The organism is Micromonospora sp. DT227, from assembly GCF_049841835.1.
In the GTDB taxonomy this organism is placed as follows: domain Bacteria; phylum Actinomycetota; class Actinomycetes; order Mycobacteriales; family Micromonosporaceae; genus Micromonospora.
Genome location: NZ_JBNCLA010000001.1, coordinates 312,999 through 334,494, shown reverse-complemented (window position 1 = coordinate 334,494; position 21,496 = coordinate 312,999). Strand labels below are relative to the sequence as shown.

Genomic DNA, 21,496 nt, shown 5'->3' with positions numbered 1-21,496 from the left:
AGCAATGGTTGTGGCTGTTACCAAAGTTCCAGCCTACCTACTCTTGGTGACCGTGAACCAGCAGCGAGTCCCGCGAAAGCGGACATATCTCATGTGCTCGCCGGAGCACTTCGCCGTCGAGTACGCGATCAACCCGTGGATGGACCTGGCCACGCCGGTCGACGCCGACCTGGCGGTCAAGCAGTGGGACCGGCTGCGCGAGACGTTGGTCGGGCTCGGCCACGACGTGCACCTGCTCACCCCCGAGGCCGGCCTGCCGGACATGGTCTTCGCCGCGAACGGGGCGTTCGTGGTGGACGGCACCGTCTACGGCGCCCGGTTCAAGCACGAGCAGCGTGCCGCCGAGGCCGCCGCCCACCGGGCGTTCTACGAGGCGCAGGGCTGGCACTTCATCGCGCCGAGCGAGACCAACGAGGGCGAGGGCGACTTCGCGTACCTGCCGGAGGCGCACGGCGGTCTGGTCCTGGCCGGCCACGGCTTCCGTACCGAGCTGGCCGCGCACGCCGAGGCGCAGGAGGCGCTCGGCCGGCCGGTGATCTCGCTGCGCCTGGTCGACCCGCGCTTCTACCACCTCGACGTGGCGCTCGCCTCGATCGACGACGGGAACGTCGTCTACTACCCGGGCGCGTTCTCCGCGGCCAGCCAGAAGGTGCTGGCCCAGCTGTTTCCGGACGCGGTCGTCGCGGACGACGAGGACGCCCTGGCGTTCGGCCTGAACCTGGTCAGCGACGGGCTCAACGTGGTGTTGAACAGCGACGCCACCCGGCTGGCCGGCAAGCTGAAGGCGGCCGGCTACCACCCGGTGCCGGTGGAGCTGGCCGAGCTGAAGAAGGGCGGCGGCAGCGTGAAGTGCTGCATCGCCGAGCTGCGGCACTGAGCCGAGCTGCGGCACCGAGCTGGACATGCGCGAGGGCGGTCTCCCCCCGGGGAGGCCGCCCTCGTCGTCGCGTCAGCCGAGCGTGGCCAGCTCGTTGATCACCACGTTGGAGAGCATCCGGCCGTCGAGCTGCACCTTGCGCAGGTACCACTTCTGCTGCGGGGTACGCGGCTGGTTGAACTGCCAGGGACCCCGCGGGCTGTCGACCTGGCCGATCGTGCCGAGGGCGAGGTTGACCTGCTGCGGGGACACGTTCCCGCCGGTCAGCCGGATCGCCTTGTCCAGCACCAGCGCGGCGTCGTACGAGGCCATCGAGTACGTGGTCGGGGACGTGTTGAACGTCTTGCGGTACGCCGAGGCGAACACCCGGTTCGCGGTGTTGTTCAGGTCGGCCGAGTAGTTCAGCGCGGTCTCGATGCCGTACTTCTCGATCAGCGCCCGGTCCCGGCCCTTCTCGCCGTCGTCGAGCTGGTCGAGGACGGTCCCCTCGGTGAGGAAGCCGGGCGCGTAGATCGGCCCCCGGTAGCCCTCGTCGTAGAGCTGCTTGACGAACTGCACCGCCTGCACGCCGGTGTAGTGGCAGAAGACCGCGTCCGGCCGGCGCCCCAGCGCCTTGCGGATCGGCCCGGCGTACGCGCCCTTGCTGGGGTTGGCGTAGTCGGGCGTGTAGATCGGGTCCTCGGTGAGCCGGCGGCCCTGCTCGTAGCCGCGTCGCAGCCCGTTGACGACGTCCCGGCTGCCGGCGCCCTGGGTGCCGAAGATGGCGATCCGGCTGGACGGGTCCAGGTTCTGCCGCAGGTACTCGCCGAGTGCCACGCCCGGCTCGTCCAGCACGTACGAGGTGCGCCAGATGAAGACGACGCCCTGGAGCGTGGCCGGGGAGGCGTTGGAGCCGATCAGCGGCACCCGGGCGTCCTCCACGGTGTCCCGGATGCCGGTCATGACGGCCGGGTTGACCACGCCGGTGAGCGCCAGCACGCCCTCCTTGAGCAGCCGGTCGACGGCGGCCTTGCCGGTCGCGACGCTGTCGCCCTCCTCGGCCGGCACCACGGTGACCGGGTGCCCGCCGAGCTGCTGCCCGTGCGTGGCGAGGAAGAGTTGGAAGCCGTTGGCGATCTCGTCCCCGATGACCTTGTTCGGGCCGCTGCCGGGCACGATCAGCCCGATCTTGACCGGGCTGCCCGGGGCGGCCTGGTCCGTGCCGTCGTCGCCGGGGCCGCAGCCCGCGGCGAGCCCGGTGGTGCCCAGTGCGGCCAGCAGTTGCAGGGCCCGCCTGCGGTTCATCTGTGCCACCGACTTCCTTCCGCGGGGGTGGCCATCGTGCACACCCCTCCGGCGTTCTACCTGGTCGACGACGCTGCGTCAATGCCGGGTGGATCACCGAGCAGGGACCGCAACGCCGTCACCACCCGCGGCCAGGCGGCCGAGTCGGGGGCGATCAGCCCGAAATGCTCGCATTCTGGCAGCTCAATGAGCGTGGCGGAGCCGCCGGCGGCCCGGTCGGCGGCCACCCATGAGCGGCTCATCGACACCGGAACCTGCCGGTCGAGAACGCCGTGCATGACTACTGTGCGTGTTCGTATCGGCACCAATGCCGATGGATCCGTGGCGGCGTACCGCTCCGGCACGTCGGCCGGGCTCCCGCCGATCAGCGCGGCCACCGCCCCGGAGTCCAGGTCCAGCCGGTACGCCTCGGCGAGGTCCGCGACCGGGGCCAACGCGAGCACCCCGCCGGTCGTTTCCGGGGCGTGGGCCGCCACGTACAGCGCCAGATGCCCACCGGCGGAGTGGCCGAGAAGGATCGGCGGCACCGGCGCCACCCGGCCGGGCCATGCGGCGGCGGCCAGCCCCGGCAGCGCGGCGACGCCGGCGAGCACGTCGGTGAGCGGGTCCGGCCAGCCGCTGTCCGGCCGACCGGTCCGGCGGTATTCGAGCTGGGCCACCGGATGACCGAGCGCGGCCAACGCCGCCGCCATCGGGCCGGTGTGGGTCCGGTCATACTCGGCCCGCCAGAAGCCGCCGTGCACCACGACCACCAGCGGCCGGGCGGGCCCCTCACCGGCCGGGCCGCGCAGGTCGGCGCACTGGTCCGGATGGTCGCCGTAGGCGACGGTGGCGTCCGGCGGCGGGGCCGGCCGGGTCAGCACCTCACGCGGGTCGCTGGGCATGCCGGGACGGTAGCCTGCCCGGTCCGGGCGCGTGCGCGTGGCCGGGGTGGGTAAAGATGGGTGCCATGACCGAAGCACACTCCGGTGGACACGACGACGAACAGGCCAACGACGGCATCCCCGGCACCGTGGTGGTGGTCGGCCCGGACGGTCGACCGGTCGGCACGGTGCAGACCGAGGAGGGCAAGGGCGAGGACCCGACCCGCCTGGTCGAGCAGCCGGCCAAGGTGATGCGGATCGGCAGCATGATCAAGCAGCTGCTGGAGGAGGTGAAGGCCGCCCCGCTCGACGACGCCAGCCGGCACCGGATGCGCGAGATCCACGAACGCTCGATCGTCGAGCTGAAGGAGGGCCTCGCCCCCGAGCTCCGCGAGGAGCTGGAACGGATCTCACTGCCGTTCACCGAGCAGCAGGCGCCCAGCGAGGGCGAGCTGCGCATCGCCCACGCCCAGCTCGTCGGCTGGCTGGAGGGGCTGTTCCACGGCATCCAGGCCGCGCTTGTCGCCCAGCAGATGGCCGCCCGCGTCCAGTTGGAGCAGATGCGCTCCGGCCGGCAGGCGCTGCCCAGCGGCCCCGGCGGGATGGTCCCCGGCATGCCGGGCATGCCCGGCACCGAGGGCCACGCGCCCGGCCAGTACCTCTGACCGACACCGGCCGGGGCGCCTGACGCGCCCCGGCCGGTCAGTCCACCCCGAAGATCTTCTCCAGGTACGCGGCCACGCCGTCCTCGGTGTTCGCCCCGGTCACCTCGTCCGCGATCTCCCGGACGGCCGGGTGGGCGTTCGCCACCGCCACCGCCCGACCGGCCCAGGTCAGCATCGGCACGTCGTTCGGCATGTCGCCGAACGCCAGCACGTCCCGCTCGTCGATGCCCAGCCGGGCCGCGTACCAGGCCAGGCCGGCCGCCTTGGTCACCCCGGCGGCGGAGACCTCGATCAGGCCGCTGTACGACGAGTGCGTCGCCTCGGCCAGCCCTTCGAGCGCACCGGCGACCACCCGGACGAACACGTCCGGGTCCTGCTCCCCGGCCCGGACCAGCAACTTCACCGCCGGCGCGGCGAGCAGTTCCTCCGGCGACTCGACGGCGCGGATCGCGTCCGCGTCGGCGTCCCAGCGCAGCGGGTAGTGCGACTCGTGCCGCATCTGCCGGCTGTCCACGATCTCCACCGCGAAGCTCACCCCGGGCACCTCGGCGCGTAACCGCCGGGCCACCTCGGCGAGCAGCTCCGGGGCGAGCGGGTCGGCGCGCAGCACCTCGTCGGCGGCCGGGTCGTACACCACCGCGCCGTTGGCGCAGATGGCCGGCAGCGGCGCGGCGAGCTGGTCGTACACGAGTTTGAGCCAGCGGATCGGACGGCCGGTGACCAGCACGACCGGCGTGCCCGCGGCGGCGATCCGGGCCAGCACCCGCGCGGTACGCGGGCTGAGCGTGCGGTCGTCGGTGAGCAGCGTGCCGTCGATGTCGCTGGCGACGAGGCGGGGTGGTTCTCCCATCACCGGGAGAGTAGTCGGTCCAGGTAGACCGCGACGCCGTCGTCGTCGTTGCGCAGGGTGACCTCGTCCGCGGCGGCGCGCACCTCCGGGTGGGCGTTCGCCACCGCCACCCGGGCCCAGCCGGCCCAGCCGAACATCGGCAGGTCGTTGGGCTGGTCGCCGAAGACCAGCACGTCCGCCGGGTCCACCCCGAGCCGCTCGGCGACCACGCTCAGCCCGGAGGCCTTGTCCACCCCGGGCGGGCAGATCTCGACGAAGCCGAGCCCGGCCTGGGTGAGCGAGGCGACCTCCGCCGGCACGATCCGGCGGGCCACCGCCAGCAGCTCGTCGACGTGGTGGTCCTCGGTCCGCGCGAACGCCTTGACCACGTCGCAGGAGAGGCACTCCGCCCGGCTGCGCGCCTCGAACCGGTCCGGGTAGGGCCAGCTCGGGTGGTAATCGCCCCACAGCGGCGTGTCGTCCTCGCCGGACGCCTCCACCATCACGGTGAGCGGGCCGACCGCGGCCTCCAGGTCGGCGATCAGCCGGGCGAGCACCTCGCCCCGGAGGCGCTCGTCGCGCAGCACCAGCGGGCCGGCCGGGTCGCTCTGGTCGACCACCCACCCGCCGCCGGCCATCACCAGGAAGTCCGCGGCCCGGATGTCGTTGCGGCTCAGTTCGGCCAGCCGGGGCCCGCGTCCGGTGGCGCCGACCACCGGGATCCCGGCGGCCCGCACCCGGTCCAGCACCCCGTGGGTGTACGCGGAGACGGTGTCGTCGCTGCGGACGAGCGTGCCGTCGAGGTCGGTGGCGATCAGCTTGGGCAGGCCCGGGCGGGTCATGGCTCCTCCTTCGGCCCCGCCGCCGTCACGCCGGCCGGTCCGGTGCTCGTGCCAGGACCGTCGAACGGCGGGCAGCAACCGTATCTCGCGCGGCAGGGGGCGACCATGGCGTTCCGGCGAATCCGCCGCGAATCCACGGCGGCGATCCGGTGGCCGCCGCACCGACGGGTCGGCAGGTCGGCGGGCCGGTGGCGGCGGCGAGACCGGCGGACCGGCGGGGTCGGTGGGTCGGCCCGCTCAGCGGGAGCGTTCGGGGCCGGCGAACGGCACGGTCGGCTCCACCGTGAGGTCGGCCGGCGCCGGCGGCGCCTCGTCGTCCCGGGCCCGGCGACGTCGCCGGAACGGCCGGTCGTCCGGCGTCTCGTCGGCCGGTGTCTCGTCGTCCGGCGCCGCCTCGACGCCCGTCCGGTCGGTGGCCCGCCCGGCCAGGTGCAGCGCGACCGCCAGCAACGCCACCGCGAGGAACGCGGTGACCAGGCCGCGCCCGTGCTCCACCTGGATGTCCCGTTCCACCGGGAAGAAGAGGATGCGCCGGGCGAGCGGCTGGAGCGAGGAAGCGGTCGCGACCAGCACGCCGAGCAGCGTCGCCGCCAGGCCCAGCCCGGCGATCCGGGCGTGCTGCCGCACCGCCGGGGCGCCGCGCAGCGCCAGCGCCACCGCGACCGACAGCCCGAGCAGCCCCACGAGGTACGCCGCCCCGAAGCCGCCGATCTCGGCGACGCCACTGGGCAGCCGGAACGTCGTGTTCCCGTCCTCCCCCTCGTCGGGCACCGTGATCACCAGCCACTCGCCGATCAGCGAGGCGAGCGCGGCGACCGCGCCGAGCCCGGCGAGCACCGGCGGCAGGCGATGGTCCCGGCCCAGACCGGCCAGCGCCCGACCGAACCGGCCGGACGGAACCGCCCCGGTGTCGGCGTCGCCCCACTCCACCACCGTGGTGCCGTCGGCGCGGTTGTCCTGCCTGGGGACCGGGGGATCCTGCGACATCGGCCACCCTTCTCCGGTACGCGGGTCTGCGTCGAATCATGGCACAGCCGGCCCCCGGTCACCCGGACCGCGAGGTGAGCAGGACAGGCGGTGCGGGACGGCCCGCTTTCGGTTAGCGTCGGTGCCATGCCTATCCGTACCGCTTCCGCTCGTTGGCAGGGCAACCTCGCCGAGGGGTCCGGCACCGTCCGCACCGGCAAGGGCGGCCTGTCCGGCAACTACTCCTTCAAGTCCCGGTTCGAGGAGGGTGAGGGCACGAACCCCGAGGAGCTGATCGGCGCCGCGCACGCGAGCTGCTTCTCGATGGCGCTCTCCAAGCAGCTCGCCGACTCGGGCGTCACCGACACGTCGGTGGAGACCACCGCCAAGGTGCACTTCGACAAGACCGACGCCGGCATGACCGTGACCCGCATCGACCTGGAGACCGTCGGCCAGGCTCCGGGCCTCGACGAGGCCGGCTTCACCAAGCTGGCCGAGGCCGCCAAGGAGGGCTGCCCGATCTCCCGGCTGCTCTCCCCGGGCGCCGAGATCACCCTGACCGCCCGCCTGGCCTGACCCGTCCGACGCGGTGGGGGCGCCCTCTCGGGCGTCCTCGCCGTGCCGCGTGCCGACCGTGAGGGAGGGACCGGCCGCGTGGCCGTGGAGATGAGCCGGGACCGGTTCGAGGAACTGGTCGGCGAGGCGCTCGACGAGGTGCCCGAGGAGCTGCTCGGGCTGATGAGCAACGTGGTCATCCTGGTGGAGGACGACCCACCGCCCGGCGAGAACCTGCTCGGGCTCTACGAGGGGCACGCGCTCACCGCGCGCGGCTGGGACTACTCCGGCGTGCTGCCGGACCGCATCCTGATCTACCGGAACCCGATCCTGGCGATCTGCGACACCGACGACGACGTCGTCGACGAGGTCGCGGTGACCGTGGTGCACGAGATCGCCCACCACTTCGGCATCGACGACGAGCGCCTGCACGCCCTCGGCTGGGGCTGACCGGGTCCCGCCCGACCCCCGCTCGGCCGATCCCCGCGGTTGCGCCCGTCCCCTAACCTGCGGATCAGGCACATCCCGATGCAGGAGGAAACCCGATGCGCAGCGAGCTGTTCTCCGCGGAGAACCTGGAGAAGGAGTCCCAGCAGCCGGGCATGCGGCTGCAGAACTCCAAGATGCTCAAGATCGAGCTGAACGGCGAGGCGATGGCCCGGGTCGGGTCCATGGTCGCGTACCAGGGCCAGGTGCAGTTCCAGGCGCTCGGCTCCGGCGGCATCGGCAAGTTCATCAAGCAGCGGCTCACCGGCGAGGGCGTCCCGCTGATGAAGCTCTCCGGTCGCGGCGACGTCTTCCTCGCCGAGGCTGCCAAGGACGTGCACATCATCGACCTGGAGCCGGGCGACGCGCTCTCCATCAACGGCTCCAGCGTGCTGGCGTTCGACTCCAGCCTCCAGTACGACATCAAGATGGTCAGCGGCATGGGCGTGGCCTCCTCGGCCGGCCTGTTCAACTGCGTCTTCACCGGGCACGGCCGGATCGCGATCACCACCAAGGGCACCCCGGTGGTGCTGAACGTGGACGCGCCGACGTACGTCGACCCGCAGGCGGCGGTCTGCTGGTCGGCCAACCTCCAGACCGGCTACCACCGGGCCGAGCAACTCGGCCTGGGCACGCTGCTCGGCCGCAGCACCGGTGAGGCGTTCACGATGAGCTTCGCCGGTCACGGCTTCGTCGTGGTCCAGCCGTCGGAGGAGCCGCCGGTGGCCGGCAGCGGCGCCCAGCAGCAGCAGGGCGGCCTGCTCGGCGGCCTGTTGCAGTGAAGTCTCCGGGCCGGGTGCGACCCTGGGGGGCGCACCCGGCCCGGTCAGCTCAGCTCGCCGGCGCGCAGCCGGGCCAGCCAGGCCGCCGCGTCGGCGTAGTCGGCGTCGGAGAGACCGGCCGGCGCGGGCGTCGGCCGGTCGCCCGCCGCCGTGCTCCAGCGGTGCCGGGGGTACGACCCGAGGAAGCGCACGCCGGCGCAGACCCGGTGCAGCCCCTGCAACGCCTCGCCGAGGCGGACGTCGGCGACGTGCCCGGTGCAGTCCAGGAAGAACACGTAGCGTCCCAGCGCCTCACCGGTCGGGCGGGACTCGATGCGGGTCAGGTTCACGCCGCGGACGGCCAGCTCCATGAGCACGGACAGCAGCGCGCCCACCCGGTCGTGCGCGATGTAGACCGCCAGTGAGGTGAGGTCGTCACCGGTCGGTGGCGGGGGTGTCCCGGGGCGGGACAGCAGCGCGAACCGGGTCACCGCGTCGGGATGGTCGGCGATCTTGTCGGCGAGCACGGTGAGCCGGTGCCGGGCGGCGCCGATCGGGGCGCAGATCGCGGCGTCGTACTCGCCGGTCGCCGCGCCGGCCGCGGCGGCACCGTTGGAGAGCACGTCGACCACGGTGGCGTCGGGCAGGTGGTCCCGGAGCCAGCCCCGGCACTGGGTGGACGCCTGCGGATGGGCCGCCACGCTGCGCACCCCGGCCGGCGTCACCCCGGGCCGACCGGCGAGCACGAACTCGACCGGCAGCACCACCTCCCGGGTGATCACCAACGGGTCGCCCTCGGCCAACTCGTCGAGCGTCACCCCGACCGCGCCGCCGATGGAGTTCTCCAGCGGCACCAGGGCGGCATCCGCCTCCCCGGCCCGTACGGCGTCCAACGCCTCGCCCACGCTGCGGGCCGGCGTGCGGCTCCCCCGCTCGGCGGCGGGCACGGTGCGCAGCGCCTGTTCGGCGAAGGTGCCCTCGGGACCGAGGTAGACGAAACGGGTCGGCGGTGTTCCGGGCATGGCGACCAGCCTACGCACCCGGGGGACTGTCGCAGGCCAGGGTGCGGATGCCCGTGGGCGCGGTGGCGCGTACCTCGACGCCGCACACGTCCGTCCCGGCGGTCACCAGCCTGGGCGTGCCGGACCGGCCGCGCGTGACCACCTGGAGTTCCTCGTGCCCGGAGACCGCCAGCACGGTGTACTGCCAGCCCTCCGCGCACAGCGGCCCGGTCCGTACGGTGATCCGGACGTTGCGGGGCAGCACCCCGGCGGAGCCGCGCAGCATCGCCACGATCCGGTCGCCGGACGGCGTGCCCCGGCAGGGCACGGCGACCGGATCGGGGGCCGGTGGAGTGCGCGCCGGCAGGGACGGCACGGCCGGCACGATCGGGGTCGCGCTCGCCGTGGGAGTGGGCGTGGCCGACGCCGAGGCGCGGGAAGCGCCGGTCGGGCTGGGCGGCGGGTCACGCAGCTCAGGCGGCGTGCCGCAGGCGGTCAGCGCGAGCAGCGCGAGCAGCGTCACCGGGGCATGCCGACGGGCGGACGGGGTAGCGGGCACGGGGGATGGTCCTCGACCTCGGGCGAGCGGTCAGAGCACGGAGAAGAACGTGAGCGAGCCGGCCACCGCGGCGCCGGTGAGCACCGGCGTGGAGATGGCGTCCACTGTCGTCCCGGCGTCGGAGCCGGGCCCCTGGACCCGGAGCAGGCCACGGGCGAGCCGGCCGGAGAGCAGCGCGAGCAGCGGCGGGATCTTGTCGGTCTCCTGCTCGGTCAGCTCACTCGGGCTGGCGGTGAAGTCGACCAGGCGCAGGCCGCCTTCGAGCAGTGGCCGGCCGACCACGTCCGCCGGGGCGCCCAGGCAGAGCAGGTCGCAGCCGGAGGAGGAGATCGCCACCACGGTCGTGTCGACGTCGATCAACAGGCATGGCTCGGCGGCCCGGGAGACCGTCCCGCACCACTGCGCGAAGTTGTCGGACTCCTGCTCGGTGCATGCCTCCGCCGGGGACGTGAACACTTCCGAGAGTGAGAGCTCGACGTGGGCCACCGCGCCTCCTATGTACACCGACGGTCCGTCCACGCTAGCCGGTCGGCACGGCGACCTTCCGGCCGCGCTGCGCTCTCCGGCCGCCGGTGCCGCCCGTGAGGCCGGGGTGGCTCAGGTGCCGGGGACATGCGTCGGTGCGGCGGGAGCCCCGGGGGGTGGGCGGCCGGCGACGACGCGGACCGACGAACCGGTCGGGGCGGTGCCGCGGACCGCGTGGCGTCGCCGGAGACGTTACCGGCGGGCGGCCCGCTTGTCAGCGGCCGTTCGGCCCTCGTCATACCACCGGTAGTCGGCGGATGGACGGTACGTGCCGTTCAGCCACGTGGAGGGCGCCTGGGCGACCCGCGACAATTTCTCGGCGGTGGCCGGGCTGATCCGGTTGCCGGCGGCCACGAGCAGCCGGTCGAGCTCCCGGTGGGTGGCCATGAGGCAGTCCTTCGGGAGGCCGTAGACGCTGATCACGCCGGAACCGACGAACGTCAGCACCGGCGTCACCGGGATCGGCAGCCCGACCGCGTCGGAGAGCGCCTTGCTGGCCCGCTTGGCGTCCCGGCGCGCTTCGGCCACATAGGGCGGACGCTTGCCGTTGATCTGCACGACATCGCCGGCGACCAGCACGCGGGCCCGGCCGTGGTCGGCGACGGTGACCGCGAACAGGCCGCTCGGCCCGATCGCGAGGAACCCGGCCCGGTCGGAATCGCCCTGGTCGAACAGCGCGTCGGCCGGGTCCGTCCGGGGCCACTCGATGACGTGCCAGGCGGGACCGAGGTGGTCGAGTTGCCCCAGGGCGCGGGCGCCGGCGGCCTCCAGCCGGCGGGCGCCCCGCTCGGCACGGCGGCGGCGGGCCCACTCCAGGGGAGTCGGCCGAGCCGGCTCGAGCGCCGAGGCGGCATCGACCCGGGGATGTGCCGCGGGAGGCGGCAGGGCCCGGGTCGGCACGGCCCGGCGAGCGGGAAAGACAGTCATCGCGACCTCCGGCAAAAGGTCTCTCGAAGTTATGTCTCCACTACCCTACGTTGCACACCCGGGGGTTCGGCAAGTTGGACCGCCGGAGTGAGTGCGGATGAATGCCATATTCATTCACACTTCTTTTCCGGATGGTGCGGAAGCCTGCCCTAGGCTGCGGGGGTGACGCACTACGTGGACAGCGAAGTGGCTCGACTCGGCACGGTACTGCTGCACCGCCCGGGGCCGGAACTCGCCCGCCTCACCCCACGCAACAACGACTCCCTCCTCTTTGACGCTATCCCATGGGTGGGACGGGCGCAGGAGGAGCACGACGCGTTCGCGGCGGCGCTGCGCTCGCGCGGCGTGGAGGTGCTCTACCTGGCCGACCTGCTGGCCGAGACGCTCGCCGTGGCGGACGCCCGGGCCGAACTGACCGAGCAGGTGCTGCGGTCCCCCCGCCTCGGCGACACCCTCCGCGCCCGGGTCGCCGACCACCTGGCCTACCTCGATCCGGCCGCCCTCGCCGACGTGTTCATGGCCGGGCTCGCCCACGAGGAACTGCGGATCGGCGCGGAACGACCGGGCGGTCTGGTCTGGACGCTGATGGACCGGCACGACTTCGTCATCGACCCGTTGCCCAACCTGCTCTTCACCCGCGACTCGTCGGTGTGGATCGGCGACCGGGTGGGCGTGACCAGCCTGGCCATGCCGGCCCGGCGGCGGGAGACCACGCTCACCGACGCGATCTACCGCCACCACCCGCGCTTCGTCGGCACCGAGTTGGTCTACCACCCCGGGCTGGAGCACCTGGAGGGCGGCGACGTGCTGCTGCTCGCCCCGGGCGTGCTCGCCGTCGGCGTCGGCGAGCGCACCACCCCGGCCGGCGCGGAGCGGCTGGCCCGGCAGGTCTTCGCCGCCGGGCTGGCGCACACCATCCTGGTGGTGCCGATCGCCCAGGAACGCGCCACCATGCACCTGGACACGGTCTGCACCATGGTCGACGTGGACGCCGTGCTGATGTACCCGAACATCGCCAGCGAGCTGTCCGCGTACACCGTGGTCGCCGGCGCGGACGGCGAGCCCCGGGTCGACGGCCCGGCGCCGTTCCTGCGGGCCGCCGCCGACGCGATGGACCTCGACCAGCTCCGGGTGATCGACACCGGCCTCGACCCGGTGACCGCCGAACGGGAGCAGTGGGACGACGGCAACAACACGCTCGCGCTCGCGCCGCGCCTGTGCGTGGGCTACGAACGCAACGTGGAGACCAACGCGCAACTGGAGCGGGCCGGCATCGAGGTGATCGCCATCGCCGGCTCGGAGCTGGGCTCCGGCCGAGGCGGCCCCCGCTGCATGTCCTGCCCCCTGGTCCGCGAGAAAGGCGGGGCCCCCGCTTAACGCCTCCGGTAGAGAAGGGGCCCCTTCTCACGCGTGAGTGTCAAGAAGGGGCCCGTGCTTGCACCCGGGGGCGGTCAGCGGAGGGTGAGCTGGCGGCCGAGCAGGCCCTGCCGGGCCCGGCGACCGGCGGCGTCCAGCGGCTCCCGCTCGGCCAGCGCCTCGGCGTAGCGCTTGGCGAACTCGGCGACCGGGCCCTCCCACGTGGCGGCCGGGGTGTCCTCCGGCAGGTCCCAGACCGGCGCCAGGCGGCCGTGCGCCCGGAACATGCCGGCGAACCGGGTGTCGTCGCCGAGCGTCAGCGTGCCGGTCGCGCCCAGCCGGGACAGGGCGTCCAGCGCCGCGTCCTCGTCGTCCGGCAGCACCCAGCGCACGTGGGCCTTCTCCGGCACCTGGCACCAGTACGCCGCCCGGGCCGCGTCCAGCTTGACCGTCGGGTAGACCGCCGCGTTGGCCCGCTCCAGGGACGCCTGCACGGTCGGGTCGTCGGTGGCGCCCGGGTCGAGCCAGAACTCGAACCCGTCGTGCATGCTGATCTCCAGCGGCCCGTCCACCAGGATGTCCTGGAGGCGGGGGCCGGGGCCGGGCAGCGGCGGCACGCTCACCTGACCGCCCGGCTCGGTCCGCAGCGCGCAGAGCAGCGCGTCGGCCAGGTCCCGGGAGACGTCGCCGGACTGCTGGTGCCGCTGGAGGCCGATCAGGACCCGGCCGTCCGCCTTGGCCACCGCCGGGGCGGCCATCGGCAGCACGGTGGCCAGGACGACCGGCCGGTCGCCGTACTCCTCGACCAGCTCGGGGGTCAACCGCAGCGGCGCGGACGCGGCGGGCACCAGCTCCCGCAGGGCGATCCACTCCGGCTCGTCGACCAGGCCCTCGAACGGTCGGGGCACGAAGATGTCGCGCACCTTCTCCCGCTTCGGGGTGGCTTCGGTGGCCCGTTGGCTCTTTCGACGCTTGCTCACGGCCAGACAGCCTAGATGGCTCAGGTCCCGGCCGGGGGCGGGACCCGATCAGCCGGTGGCGACCAGGTCCGCCCGGTGCGACCCGGTCGGGTCGAACTCCGCCCACACGCTCTGGCCCAGGCCGTCCCGCTCGACACCCCAGCGGCTGGCCATCCCGGCGACGATGTGCAGCCCGCGCCCGTCGACCGCGTCGGGGGGCGCGACGCGCATCCGCGGGCCCGCCCCGGCGCCCCCGTCGGTGACCCGGACCAGGACGGCCGGCCCCCGGTCGGTGGCCCGCAACCGCCAGGCCACCCGGACCACGCCGCCGGGCAGCGCCTCGGCGTGCCGGACCGCGTTGCCGACCAGCTCGGCCAGGACCGCCACCAGGTCCGCCAGCAGCGCCGGGGGGACGACGCCGGTCAGCTCGTCGGCGAGCCGGTGCCGGGCCACGCGCGCGCCGGTCGCGTGGTGGGGCACCACCACGCACCACGACCGTTCCGCCGGTCCCGTCGACACGCCGTTCCTCTCCACCCGTGGACGCCCCGGATCAGCCCCGGGGCAGCCGCACCTCCGCGACCGTACCTCCGCCGGCCCTCGGCCGGAGGGACACCCAGCCGTTCTGCTGTTCCACGATCTGCCGGACGAGATAGAGGCCCAGGCCCGCGCCGGGGTAGCGCCGGCGGTCGCCGGACTCCCCCTGCCAGAACCGGTCGAAGGCCCGTTCCACGTGCTCCGGCCGGATGCCGATGCCCCGGTCGGCGACCCGGAACGAGACAGTCCGCTCGTTCGCGTCGGCGCCGATCTCGATGGGCGTGTCCGGCAGTGAGTACTTCCCCGCGTTGGTGCCCAGCTCGGTGAGGACGGTGGTCAGGCTGTGCCGGTCGCCGAGGGCCTTGGGCAGGTCGGCGGGCAGGGCGAGCACGATCCGGTGGCGCAGGTCGGCGGGCAGGTCGAGCACCGCCGCCCGCAGCGCGTCGACCAGGTCGAACGGGGCGGCCGGTTCGCCACCGGGGCGGTTCTCGGTGGCGGCGGTGAGCAGTCGGTCGACCAGCCGGGCCAGCTCGTTGGCGCGCTGGCCGATGACCCGGGCGGCCTGCCTCCGGTCGGTGTCGGTGAGTGACTCCCAGTGGTCGGTGAGCGTGTCCGCGTACCCCTTGATCACGGTGACCGGGGTGCGCAGCTCGTGGCTGGTCACCGCCACGAAGAGGTCCCGGTCGTGGTCGCGCCGCTGCTGGTCGGTGATGTCCCGGAAGGTGACCACCCGCAGCGCGGTGGGGCCGGGCAGCTCACCGGAGGTGATCCGCAGCCAGCGGCCGTCCGGCAGCCGATGGTCCAGCACCTGCCCGGGCGGGGGCAGCGGGAACGGCAGCGGCCGGCTCAGCGCCTCGTCCGCCGACCGGCCGGTCACCTGGGCGGCGGCCGGGTTCCAGAGCCGGACCCGCTGGTCGCGGTCGACCACGGCCAGGCCGTCGGCGAGCGCCGCCACGACCGGGCCGTCGCCGTGCACCGGCAGGCCGGTCTGGTCGCCGTACATGTGCGCGATGCAGGCGGCGACGTACCCGACGACGGCGCGCTGCGAGGCGTCCAGCGGCTCGGCGGTCCGGTAGAGGGCGTGCAGGCTGCCGACGGTCAGCCCGGCGATCTCGGCGCGGGCCACGATCATCCGGCGCAGCCCCCGGCCGACCACCTCGTCGGCGAGCGCGCCCGGGATCGCGTCCACCCGGACCTCCCGGACCGGCGGGCCGGCCAGCAGGCAGACGGTGGCCGGGTCGGTGGCCGGCAGCGGGCGGCCGATGACGAACTCGGCGCTGCCGGTCGCCGCGATCACCCGCCCGCCGGCCGGGGTGAACTCCACGAAGACCAGGCCCGCCGCGCCGAGCGCCGGTTCGACCTCGCGGAGCAGGCGGGTGAGCACGGAGAGGCCGGACTCGCCAGAATTGATCATGTGGATCGCGCTCGTGTGGCCGGCGATGAGGGTGGGGTAGTCGGTTCGCTCCGGCATGCCCCGAGTGTGCCGCGCCGGCCGCGCCGGGGACACCCCCGGCCGGGCGACCGGCCCCTTGGCGGATCGACGGGGCTCACCGGCCCAACCGGGCCAACGCGCGGGCCGGCCGGTCGGTGATCACGCCGTCCACGCCGGCGGCCAGCACGAGTTCCAGGTCCTCCGGTTCGTTCACGGTCCAGACGTAGACCGCGTTGCCGGCGGCCCGCAGCGCCGGGACGAGCTGCGGGCGGGCCCGGACCAGCTCCACCCCCGGGCCGGCGATGCGACTGCCGAAGGGCAGCCGGCCCAGCCGCAGCCAGCGCGGCAGCACCTCCAGCAGCAGCACGGTGGGCAGCGCCGGCGCCAGCTCACGGATCCGGCGTACGGCCAGCGGCGAGAAGGACATCACGGTCACCTGGACCGGATCGTCCGGGCCGGGCTCGGCCAGGCCGTGCCGGCGCAGCAGGTCGACCAGCCGGCGCTCGACATCGCCCCGGTAACGCGAGGGGTGCTTCGTCTCGATCAGCAGCCGGACCGGCCGTCCGGCCGCCAGCACCGCGTCGAGCAGCCGTTCCAGCGTGAGCAGCCGGATGTGCGACTCGTCGAGCCGGGCCGCCGCGACCGCCTCCGCCGCGGCGGGGTGCCAGGAGCCGAAGTCGAGCGCCTCCAGCTCGGCGAGCGTACGCGCGCTGACCAGGCCGTGACCGTTGCTGGTCCGGTCGAGTCGACGGTCGTGCACGCAGACCAGGTGCCCGTCGCGGGTCAGCCGGACGTCGCACTCCAGCCCGTCCGCGCCCTCGTCCAGCGCGCGCAGGTAGGCGGCGAGCGTGTGCTCCGGCAGGTCGTACGAGGAGCCTCGGTGGGCGAAGACCAGCGGTTCGGTCATGACCGGACGTGCCTCAGACGACCCGACCCGGCTGCCCGTCGTCGGTGACCACGGGACGGCCGGCGGCGGCCCAGTCACCCATCCCGCCCTCGACGTTGCGGACCTGGTCCCACCCGTTGCGCAGCAGGTAGCCGACGACCTGCCCGGAGCGGCCGCCGGACCGGCAGATCACCGCCACCTCGCGGTCGTCGGGGATCTCGGCGAGCCGGGCCGGCAGCTCGGTCATCGGCAGATGGTGGGCGGCCGGCGCGTGGCCGGCGGCCCACTCGTCGTCCTCCCGGACGTCGAGCAGGTAGACGTCGTCGGGCACGGCCGACGCGGGCACGCTGGGAAGTTGGGCTCCGAACACGGGTCAAAGCCTAGTCGCCCGGCGGCGTTCAGAGCCGGTTGACCCAGCGCGGGTTGGCGCCAGCCCACTCCGGCATCCGGGTGTCCTGCAACGCGGTGAACAGATCACCGCCGTCGGGGTCCAGCACCACGTACGACACCTGGTCGATGGTCTGCGGGTGGGAGGGCAGCCGGACGCCGCGCAGCGCGTCCGCCGGCAGCGCGCGGAGCGCGAACACCAGTTCGTCCAGGGGTACGCCGTTGGTGTCGACGGTCAGCGCCCCGCCGACCGCGCGTAGCACCCGGTCCAGCTTCACCGGGTCGCCGCGCAGGTGCGTCTCGCCGGCCCGGTCGAGCACCGCCCGCAGCATCTGCTGCTGGTGCCGCTGCCGGTCGTAGTCGCCGTTCGGCAGGTCGTAGCGCTGCCGCACGTAGTCGAGCGTCCGAGCCCCGTCCATCTGTCGGCAGCCGGGTTCGAACCGGGTGCCGGTGTGGATCGACCGGACCGGCGTGTCCACGCACATGCGGATGCCGCCGAGCTGGTCGATGACCCGGGTGAAGCCGGAGAAGTCGACGAGCGCGGCGCCGTCGAAGCGGACGCCGGTGAGTCGGGTCAGGGTGGCACTGAGCAGCCGCGCGCCGCCCTCGCCCCCGCCGCCGTGCTCGTACGCGGCGTTGACCTTGTCCTGGCCGCCGGGCCAGCCGGGCGCCGCCGGGACGGCGACCAGCAGGTCGCGCGGGACGGAGATCAGGTACGCCTGCCGCATGCCGGCCGGCACGTGCACGATCAGGATGGTGTCCGAGCGCTGGTCGGCGGCGTTCGCGCCGGGCCGGTGGTCGGAGCCGATCAGCAGGTAGTTGAGGGCGCCGCCCAGGTCCGTCCGCTTCTTCCGGGCGGCCGGGTCGAGCAGTTGCTCCTTGGCCACCGTGCGGTCGTACCGGTGGGTGAGCCAGTGCAGCCCGGCCACGCCGAGCGTGGCGAGCAGGACCAGGGCGAGGCCGCTGCCGAGCAGGAGCCGGGGCCAGCGGGCCGGTCGAGGCCGCCCGCGTCGGTTCCGTGCTGGTCTGGACGTGACGATCCCCCCGTGGCGCCGACCTGAGACCCGCTCAGGTCAGGCTACGGGGGGACGGGCCGGCCGGTGCCGGCTTTCGTCACTTCCGGGTGGAGAGGACGGTCGGGTTGGCCACGATGAAGTCGGCCAGCTTGTCGTTCTTGACCGCCTGGAACATGTCCATGGTCGTCTCGTTGAACGTCTCCCGGCCGTTGCTGTTGCCGGCGAACGTCCCGCCGTTGGTGCGCAGCGTGACCAGGTCGTTCCCGCTGAGGTTCTTGAGCGTGAAGATGAAGTCGGCGATCGGCACGCCGCCGGTGTCCAGCACGAACGCCTTCCCGGCGGCCTTCATCAGCGAGTTCAGCTTGATCGGGTTGGTCAGCATGCCGCCGTCGGTGGCCTTCTTGGCCATCGCCTTGATGAGCTGCTGCTGGTTCTGCTGCCGGTCGTAGTCGCTGTTGGGCAGGCCGTAGCGCTGGCGGGAGTAGTCGAGCGCCTCCCAGCCCTCCATCTCCTTGCAGCCCTTCTTGTGCACCACCGGCTTGTAGGGCTTGCCGGTCTTCTTCGCGTCCGCGTTCCACATCGGCTTGCCCTCGACCATCGACATGTGGTGCGACGGGACCTCGTGGCTGACGCAGATCCGCACCGTGCCGAGCGCGTCGATGACGTTCTTGAAGCCGCCGAAGTTGATGATCGCGGCACCGTCGAAGCTGATGCCGGTCATCCCCTTGATCGTCTTGGCCATCAACTGGGCGCCGCCCTCCCAGCCGCCGCCGTTCTGCGCGCCGAAGAAGAACGCAGCGTTGATCTTGTCGGTGCCGCCCTTGTAGCCACTGTTCTTGAACGCCGGGATGCGGGCCTCGGTGTCCCGGGGGATCGAGATCAGGTAGGCCTGGTCGTGGCTGGCCGGGATGTGCAGCACGATGATCGTGTCCGACCGGACGTCGTCGGCGGCCCAGCGGGCCCGGGCGTCCACGCCGAGCAGCAGCATGTCGATCGGGCCGTCCAGGCTGTTGCCGCCCTCGGCCTCGCTCTTGCCCGCCTCGCCGAGCAGGTTGCGCTGGGCGATGTTGTTGGTGGCCTGACCGATCACGGCCTTGCTGCCGACGATCGCGACGCCGCTGGTCACCATCAGCACCGCGCCGAGCACCAGGGTGAGCTTCGCCCAGAGCGGGTCCTTGCGCTTGGTGCGCTTCTTCTTCCCGCCGCCGCCGGGACCACGGCCGCCGGGACCGGGCTGCGTGGGGATGACCGGGGGAACCCGCCCGGATGATCCGGGTGCCGGTGACTGCGGGCGACGACTGGTCTGGACCGACATGCGTGCTCCAGCTCGGTGATCGGGGGCGGGACCACTTTACGTATCCGTTCCCGTTCTCGCGACCTCCTGAGGCGGGTATTCCCGTCAATCCCGGCCGATGGTGCCGAGATGTGGCCGAACGGGCGAGGCTGTGCGCCCGGTCAGCCGCCGGCGCTGTCGCCCGAACTCTTCTGGTTGGCCGCGACCCAGTCGGCCATCTTGTCCCCGGCGATGGCCTGGTACATCGCCAGGGCCTTCTCCCGGTCGGAGACCACCACCGACTGGCCGTCGACGGTCTGGCCCCCCAGGTTCGGGCTGGTGACGAACGTCAGGTTCTCGCCCCGCAGGCTGCGGAACTGCACCGCCATGTCGGTCAACGAGAATCCCTGGTCGACCGTGACGGCGGCGGTGACCGACTTGAGGAAGTCGTTCAGCTTCTTCGGGTTGGTCAGCGTGCCGGTGCTCGCCGCCTTGTCCATCAGCGCCTTCAGGAACTCCTGCTGGTGGCGCATCCGGGCGAAGTCGCCGTCCGGGAACTGCTTGCGCTGCCGGACCCAGTCCAGCGCCTCGGTGCCGCTCATGTGGTTCACGCCCTTGGTGAACGTCCGGTACGGCTTGTGGATCGAGGTGACGGTGCGCTCCACCTTCAGGTCGACACCGCCCAGCGCGTCGGTGACGTCCTTGAACCCGGCGAAGTCGATGGCCATGACGTGGTCGATGCGTACGTCGGTGAAGCACTCCACGGTCTTCACCGCCAGCGGCAGGCCGCCGAACGCGAACGCTGCGTTGATCTTGTTGCGCGAGCCGGAGTCGCAGGACGCGCCCGCGTTCTCCGGGATCGGTACGTACAGGTCACGCGGGACGGAGACCAGGTAGGCGCGCTTGTGGTCGGCCGGGATGTGCATGACGATCACGGTGTCCGCCCGCCACTTGCCGGCGCCGTCGACCGGGGCGTCCGGGTCCCGCGAGTCGCTGCCCACCAGCAGGATGTTGAACGCGCCGTCGACCTGCTTGGCCGGCCGGCCGCCGGTGATCTCCGAGAACGGATCGGTGCGGGCCAGGTCGTCGTCGAGGTTGCGGGCGTAGAACCAGGCCCCGATCCCGCCGAGCAGCGCCAGCACCAGCACCGCGATGCCGGCCACCAGGCCGATGCGCCCCCAGCGCGGGCGGGGCCGACGCCCCGGCCCACCGAAGCCGCCGCCGCCCGTGCCGCCGGGCCCGCCCGGACCAGCCGGGCCGCCCGAGCGGGGCGCCTCGTCGTGTGACGGGTACCAGCGGGTTTCCGTGGCGCGGGCGCGCGAGGTGGCGTCCCGGCCGGAGCCGGGGACCGAGGCGCGGCCCGCACCCCGGTTCAGGGGGCGGGGGAGAGGTGCGCCGGCAGACGATGTCGCTGACATGTAACCGAGGGTAGGTCGGCCGTTCCACCACCGCGCTCAGGCGCGCGCGGCGCTCAGCCGGCTGACAGCCGGGCTCAGTACCCTAGCCGCCCACGGAAGTACGCGATGGTGCGTCCGAGGCCGTCTTCGGGCGTCACGCTCGGCTCGTATCCGAGCAGCTCACGGGCGAGCGTCAGGTCCGGGCGGCGCATCTCCGGGTCGTCCGAGGCGCGCGTGATGTAGCTCACCTCGGAGGTGCTGCCGGTGAGTGACACGATCGTCTCAGCCAGTTGCCGCATCGACATCTCGTGCTCGGTGCCGCAGTTGATCGGGCCGGTCTGCGTCGAGTCGAGCAGCAGCAGGATGCCCCGCACCAGATCGTCGACGTAGCAGATGGAGCGCGTCTGGTTGCCGGTGCCGTGCACCGTGATCGGCTCGCCGCGCAGCGCCTGGGAGATGAACGTCGGGATGGCCCGGCCGTCGTCCGGCCGCATCCGCGGGCCGTACGTGTTGAAGATCCGGACGATCGCGGTGTCCGTGCCCCGGCTGCGGTGGTACGCCATGGTGGCCGCCTCGGAGAAGCGCTTCGCCTCGTCGTAGACGCTCCGGATGCCGATCGGGTTGACGTTGCCCCAGTACGTCTCGCGCTGCGGGTGCTCCTTCGGGTCCCCGTACGCCTCGGAGGTGGAGGCCATCAGGAACCGCGCGCCGTCGGCGGTGGCGCGCTCCAGCAGGGCCAGCGTGGCGACCGAGCCCACCCGGAGGATCTCCACCGGGAGCTTCTCGAAGTCGGTCGGGCTGGCCGGGGACGCCATGTGCAGGATCGCGTCGAACCGCTCGGTCATCGCCGGGTGGTCGGTCGGCAGGCCGTCGGAGATGTCCGCCTCGACCAGCGTGAACGTCGGCTTCTCCAGCAGGTGGGACACGTTGTCCTTGGAGCCGGTGACGAAGTTGTCCAGCACCACCACCGTGCAACCGCGCTCGACGAGCCGGTCGACCAGGTGGGACGGGACGAAGCCGGCGCCGCCGGTGACGAGAATGCGGTGTCCGGCACCAAACCGATTAGCGACCTTCATGCTCAGCACCCTATACAGGTAAGGCGGGGCCCCCGCTTAA

Annotated in this window: 24 protein-coding genes; 6 read left to right on the top strand and 18 right to left on the bottom strand. The window is 73.2% G+C overall.

All coding sequences use genetic code 11. From position 1 onward, the window contains the following. Positions 1 to 43: 43 nt before the first annotated feature. Complete coding sequence (ddaH, locus tag ACLQ2W_RS01715; RefSeq protein WP_405091737.1) at positions 44 to 877, top strand: dimethylargininase; 834 nt, start codon at positions 44 to 46, stop codon at positions 875 to 877. 72 nt (positions 878 to 949) lie between these two features. Here ddaH and ACLQ2W_RS01710 read toward each other — a convergent pair whose 3' ends face one another. Next, a complete protein-coding gene (locus ACLQ2W_RS01710) occupies positions 950 to 2,170 on the bottom strand; it encodes an ABC transporter substrate-binding protein (RefSeq protein ID WP_425784971.1) in 1,221 nt (406 codons plus the stop codon). A 47-nt stretch (positions 2,171 to 2,217) separates the two neighbouring features. Beyond that, positions 2,218 to 3,045 carry an alpha/beta hydrolase family protein gene (locus tag ACLQ2W_RS01705; protein WP_425784970.1) on the bottom strand — a complete coding sequence of 276 codons (828 nt, stop codon included), beginning with the start codon at positions 3,043 to 3,045 and terminating at the stop codon, positions 2,218 to 2,220. Positions 3,046 to 3,101: 56 nt separating this feature from the next. Here ACLQ2W_RS01705 and ACLQ2W_RS01700 point away from each other — a divergent pair, with 56 nt between their 5' ends. Beyond that, positions 3,102 to 3,689: a bacterial proteasome activator family protein gene (locus tag ACLQ2W_RS01700; RefSeq protein WP_405091734.1), complete on the top strand. Its 588-nt coding sequence runs from the start codon at positions 3,102 to 3,104 to the stop codon at positions 3,687 to 3,689. Positions 3,690 to 3,726: 37 nt separating this feature from the next. Here ACLQ2W_RS01700 and ACLQ2W_RS01695 read toward each other — a convergent pair whose 3' ends face one another. From ACLQ2W_RS01695 to ACLQ2W_RS01685, 3 genes are all read right to left on the bottom strand, one after another. Then, positions 3,727 to 4,539: an HAD family hydrolase gene (locus tag ACLQ2W_RS01695; RefSeq protein ID WP_405091733.1), complete on the bottom strand. Its 813-nt coding sequence runs from the start codon at positions 4,537 to 4,539 to the stop codon at positions 3,727 to 3,729. Further along, on the bottom strand, positions 4,539 to 5,360 hold the full coding sequence (locus tag ACLQ2W_RS01690) for an HAD family hydrolase (RefSeq protein ID WP_107156443.1): 822 nt from the start codon (positions 5,358 to 5,360) through the stop codon (positions 4,539 to 4,541). Before ACLQ2W_RS01690 ends, ACLQ2W_RS01695 begins: the two co-directional genes overlap by 1 nt. Before the next feature lie 237 nt (positions 5,361 to 5,597). Further along, positions 5,598 to 6,347, bottom strand: coding sequence for a hypothetical protein (locus tag ACLQ2W_RS01685; protein ID WP_425784969.1), 750 nt, complete (start codon positions 6,345 to 6,347; stop codon positions 5,598 to 5,600). Positions 6,348 to 6,473: 126 nt separating this feature from the next. Between ACLQ2W_RS01685 and ACLQ2W_RS01680 the strand changes: the two genes are divergently transcribed. The 3 genes from ACLQ2W_RS01680 to ACLQ2W_RS01670 all read left to right on the top strand — a co-directional run bounded on the left by ACLQ2W_RS01680 (position 6,474) and on the right by ACLQ2W_RS01670 (position 8,149). Beyond that, positions 6,474 to 6,902 carry an OsmC family protein gene (locus tag ACLQ2W_RS01680; protein WP_281934034.1) on the top strand — a complete coding sequence of 143 codons (429 nt, stop codon included), beginning with the start codon at positions 6,474 to 6,476 and terminating at the stop codon, positions 6,900 to 6,902. 84 nt (positions 6,903 to 6,986) lie between these two features. Further along, positions 6,987 to 7,331, top strand: a complete 345-nt coding sequence (locus ACLQ2W_RS01675) for a metallopeptidase family protein (protein ID WP_199199675.1) — start codon at positions 6,987 to 6,989, stop codon at positions 7,329 to 7,331. A 95-nt stretch (positions 7,332 to 7,426) separates the two neighbouring features. Next, positions 7,427 to 8,149: an AIM24 family protein gene (locus tag ACLQ2W_RS01670; protein ID WP_281934036.1), complete on the top strand. Its 723-nt coding sequence runs from the start codon at positions 7,427 to 7,429 to the stop codon at positions 8,147 to 8,149. A gap of 44 nt (positions 8,150 to 8,193) precedes the next feature. Here ACLQ2W_RS01670 and pheA read toward each other — a convergent pair whose 3' ends face one another. The 4 genes from pheA to ACLQ2W_RS01650 form a co-directional block, all read right to left on the bottom strand. Continuing rightward, positions 8,194 to 9,150, bottom strand: a complete 957-nt coding sequence (gene pheA, locus ACLQ2W_RS01665; protein ID WP_107156447.1) for a prephenate dehydratase — start codon at positions 9,148 to 9,150, stop codon at positions 8,194 to 8,196. A 10-nt stretch (positions 9,151 to 9,160) separates the two neighbouring features. Beyond that, positions 9,161 to 9,688: a hypothetical protein gene (locus tag ACLQ2W_RS01660; protein WP_425784968.1), complete on the bottom strand. Its 528-nt coding sequence runs from the start codon at positions 9,686 to 9,688 to the stop codon at positions 9,161 to 9,163. Between the two features lie 30 nt (positions 9,689 to 9,718). Next, positions 9,719 to 10,174: a hypothetical protein gene (locus ACLQ2W_RS01655; protein WP_107156449.1), complete on the bottom strand. Its 456-nt coding sequence runs from the start codon at positions 10,172 to 10,174 to the stop codon at positions 9,719 to 9,721. A 231-nt stretch (positions 10,175 to 10,405) separates the two neighbouring features. Further along, positions 10,406 to 11,140: a hypothetical protein gene (locus tag ACLQ2W_RS01650; RefSeq protein ID WP_425784967.1), complete on the bottom strand. Its 735-nt coding sequence runs from the start codon at positions 11,138 to 11,140 to the stop codon at positions 10,406 to 10,408. A 162-nt stretch (positions 11,141 to 11,302) separates the two neighbouring features. Between ACLQ2W_RS01650 and ACLQ2W_RS01645 the strand changes: the two genes are divergently transcribed. Next, the gene (locus ACLQ2W_RS01645) at positions 11,303 to 12,517 is read left to right on the top strand and encodes an arginine deiminase (protein ID WP_425784966.1); all 1,215 of its coding nucleotides are present in this window, start codon (positions 11,303 to 11,305) and stop codon (positions 12,515 to 12,517) included. A 74-nt stretch (positions 12,518 to 12,591) separates the two neighbouring features. Here ACLQ2W_RS01645 and ACLQ2W_RS01640 read toward each other — a convergent pair whose 3' ends face one another. The 9 genes from ACLQ2W_RS01640 to ACLQ2W_RS01600 all read right to left on the bottom strand — a co-directional run bounded on the left by ACLQ2W_RS01640 (position 12,592) and on the right by ACLQ2W_RS01600 (position 21,456). Further along, the gene (locus tag ACLQ2W_RS01640) at positions 12,592 to 13,476 is read right to left on the bottom strand and encodes a DUF5926 family protein (RefSeq protein ID WP_425784965.1); all 885 of its coding nucleotides are present in this window, start codon (positions 13,474 to 13,476) and stop codon (positions 12,592 to 12,594) included. A gap of 48 nt (positions 13,477 to 13,524) precedes the next feature. Next, positions 13,525 to 13,941, bottom strand: coding sequence for an ATP-binding protein (locus ACLQ2W_RS01635; RefSeq protein ID WP_425785988.1), 417 nt, complete (start codon positions 13,939 to 13,941; stop codon positions 13,525 to 13,527). 64 nt (positions 13,942 to 14,005) lie between these two features. Beyond that, on the bottom strand, positions 14,006 to 15,460 hold the full coding sequence (locus ACLQ2W_RS01630) for an ATP-binding protein (RefSeq protein ID WP_425784964.1): 1,455 nt from the start codon (positions 15,458 to 15,460) through the stop codon (positions 14,006 to 14,008). 76 nt (positions 15,461 to 15,536) lie between these two features. Continuing rightward, a complete protein-coding gene (locus ACLQ2W_RS01625) occupies positions 15,537 to 16,328 on the bottom strand; it encodes a glycerophosphodiester phosphodiesterase (RefSeq protein ID WP_405091727.1) in 792 nt (263 codons plus the stop codon). A gap of 13 nt (positions 16,329 to 16,341) precedes the next feature. Next, the gene (locus ACLQ2W_RS01620; protein ID WP_281934052.1) at positions 16,342 to 16,677 is read right to left on the bottom strand and encodes a rhodanese-like domain-containing protein; all 336 of its coding nucleotides are present in this window, start codon (positions 16,675 to 16,677) and stop codon (positions 16,342 to 16,344) included. A gap of 28 nt (positions 16,678 to 16,705) precedes the next feature. Then, complete coding sequence (locus ACLQ2W_RS01615) at positions 16,706 to 17,623, bottom strand: LCP family protein (protein WP_425784963.1); 918 nt, start codon at positions 17,621 to 17,623, stop codon at positions 16,706 to 16,708. A 184-nt stretch (positions 17,624 to 17,807) separates the two neighbouring features. After that, positions 17,808 to 19,025, bottom strand: coding sequence for an LCP family protein (locus ACLQ2W_RS01610; protein WP_425784962.1), 1,218 nt, complete (start codon positions 19,023 to 19,025; stop codon positions 17,808 to 17,810). Positions 19,026 to 19,165: 140 nt separating this feature from the next. Beyond that, positions 19,166 to 20,401 carry an LCP family protein gene (locus tag ACLQ2W_RS01605; protein WP_425784961.1) on the bottom strand — a complete coding sequence of 412 codons (1,236 nt, stop codon included), beginning with the start codon at positions 20,399 to 20,401 and terminating at the stop codon, positions 19,166 to 19,168. Positions 20,402 to 20,475: 74 nt separating this feature from the next. Further along, complete coding sequence (locus ACLQ2W_RS01600; RefSeq protein WP_425784960.1) at positions 20,476 to 21,456, bottom strand: NAD-dependent epimerase/dehydratase family protein; 981 nt, start codon at positions 21,454 to 21,456, stop codon at positions 20,476 to 20,478. Positions 21,457 to 21,496 lie beyond the last annotated feature (40 nt).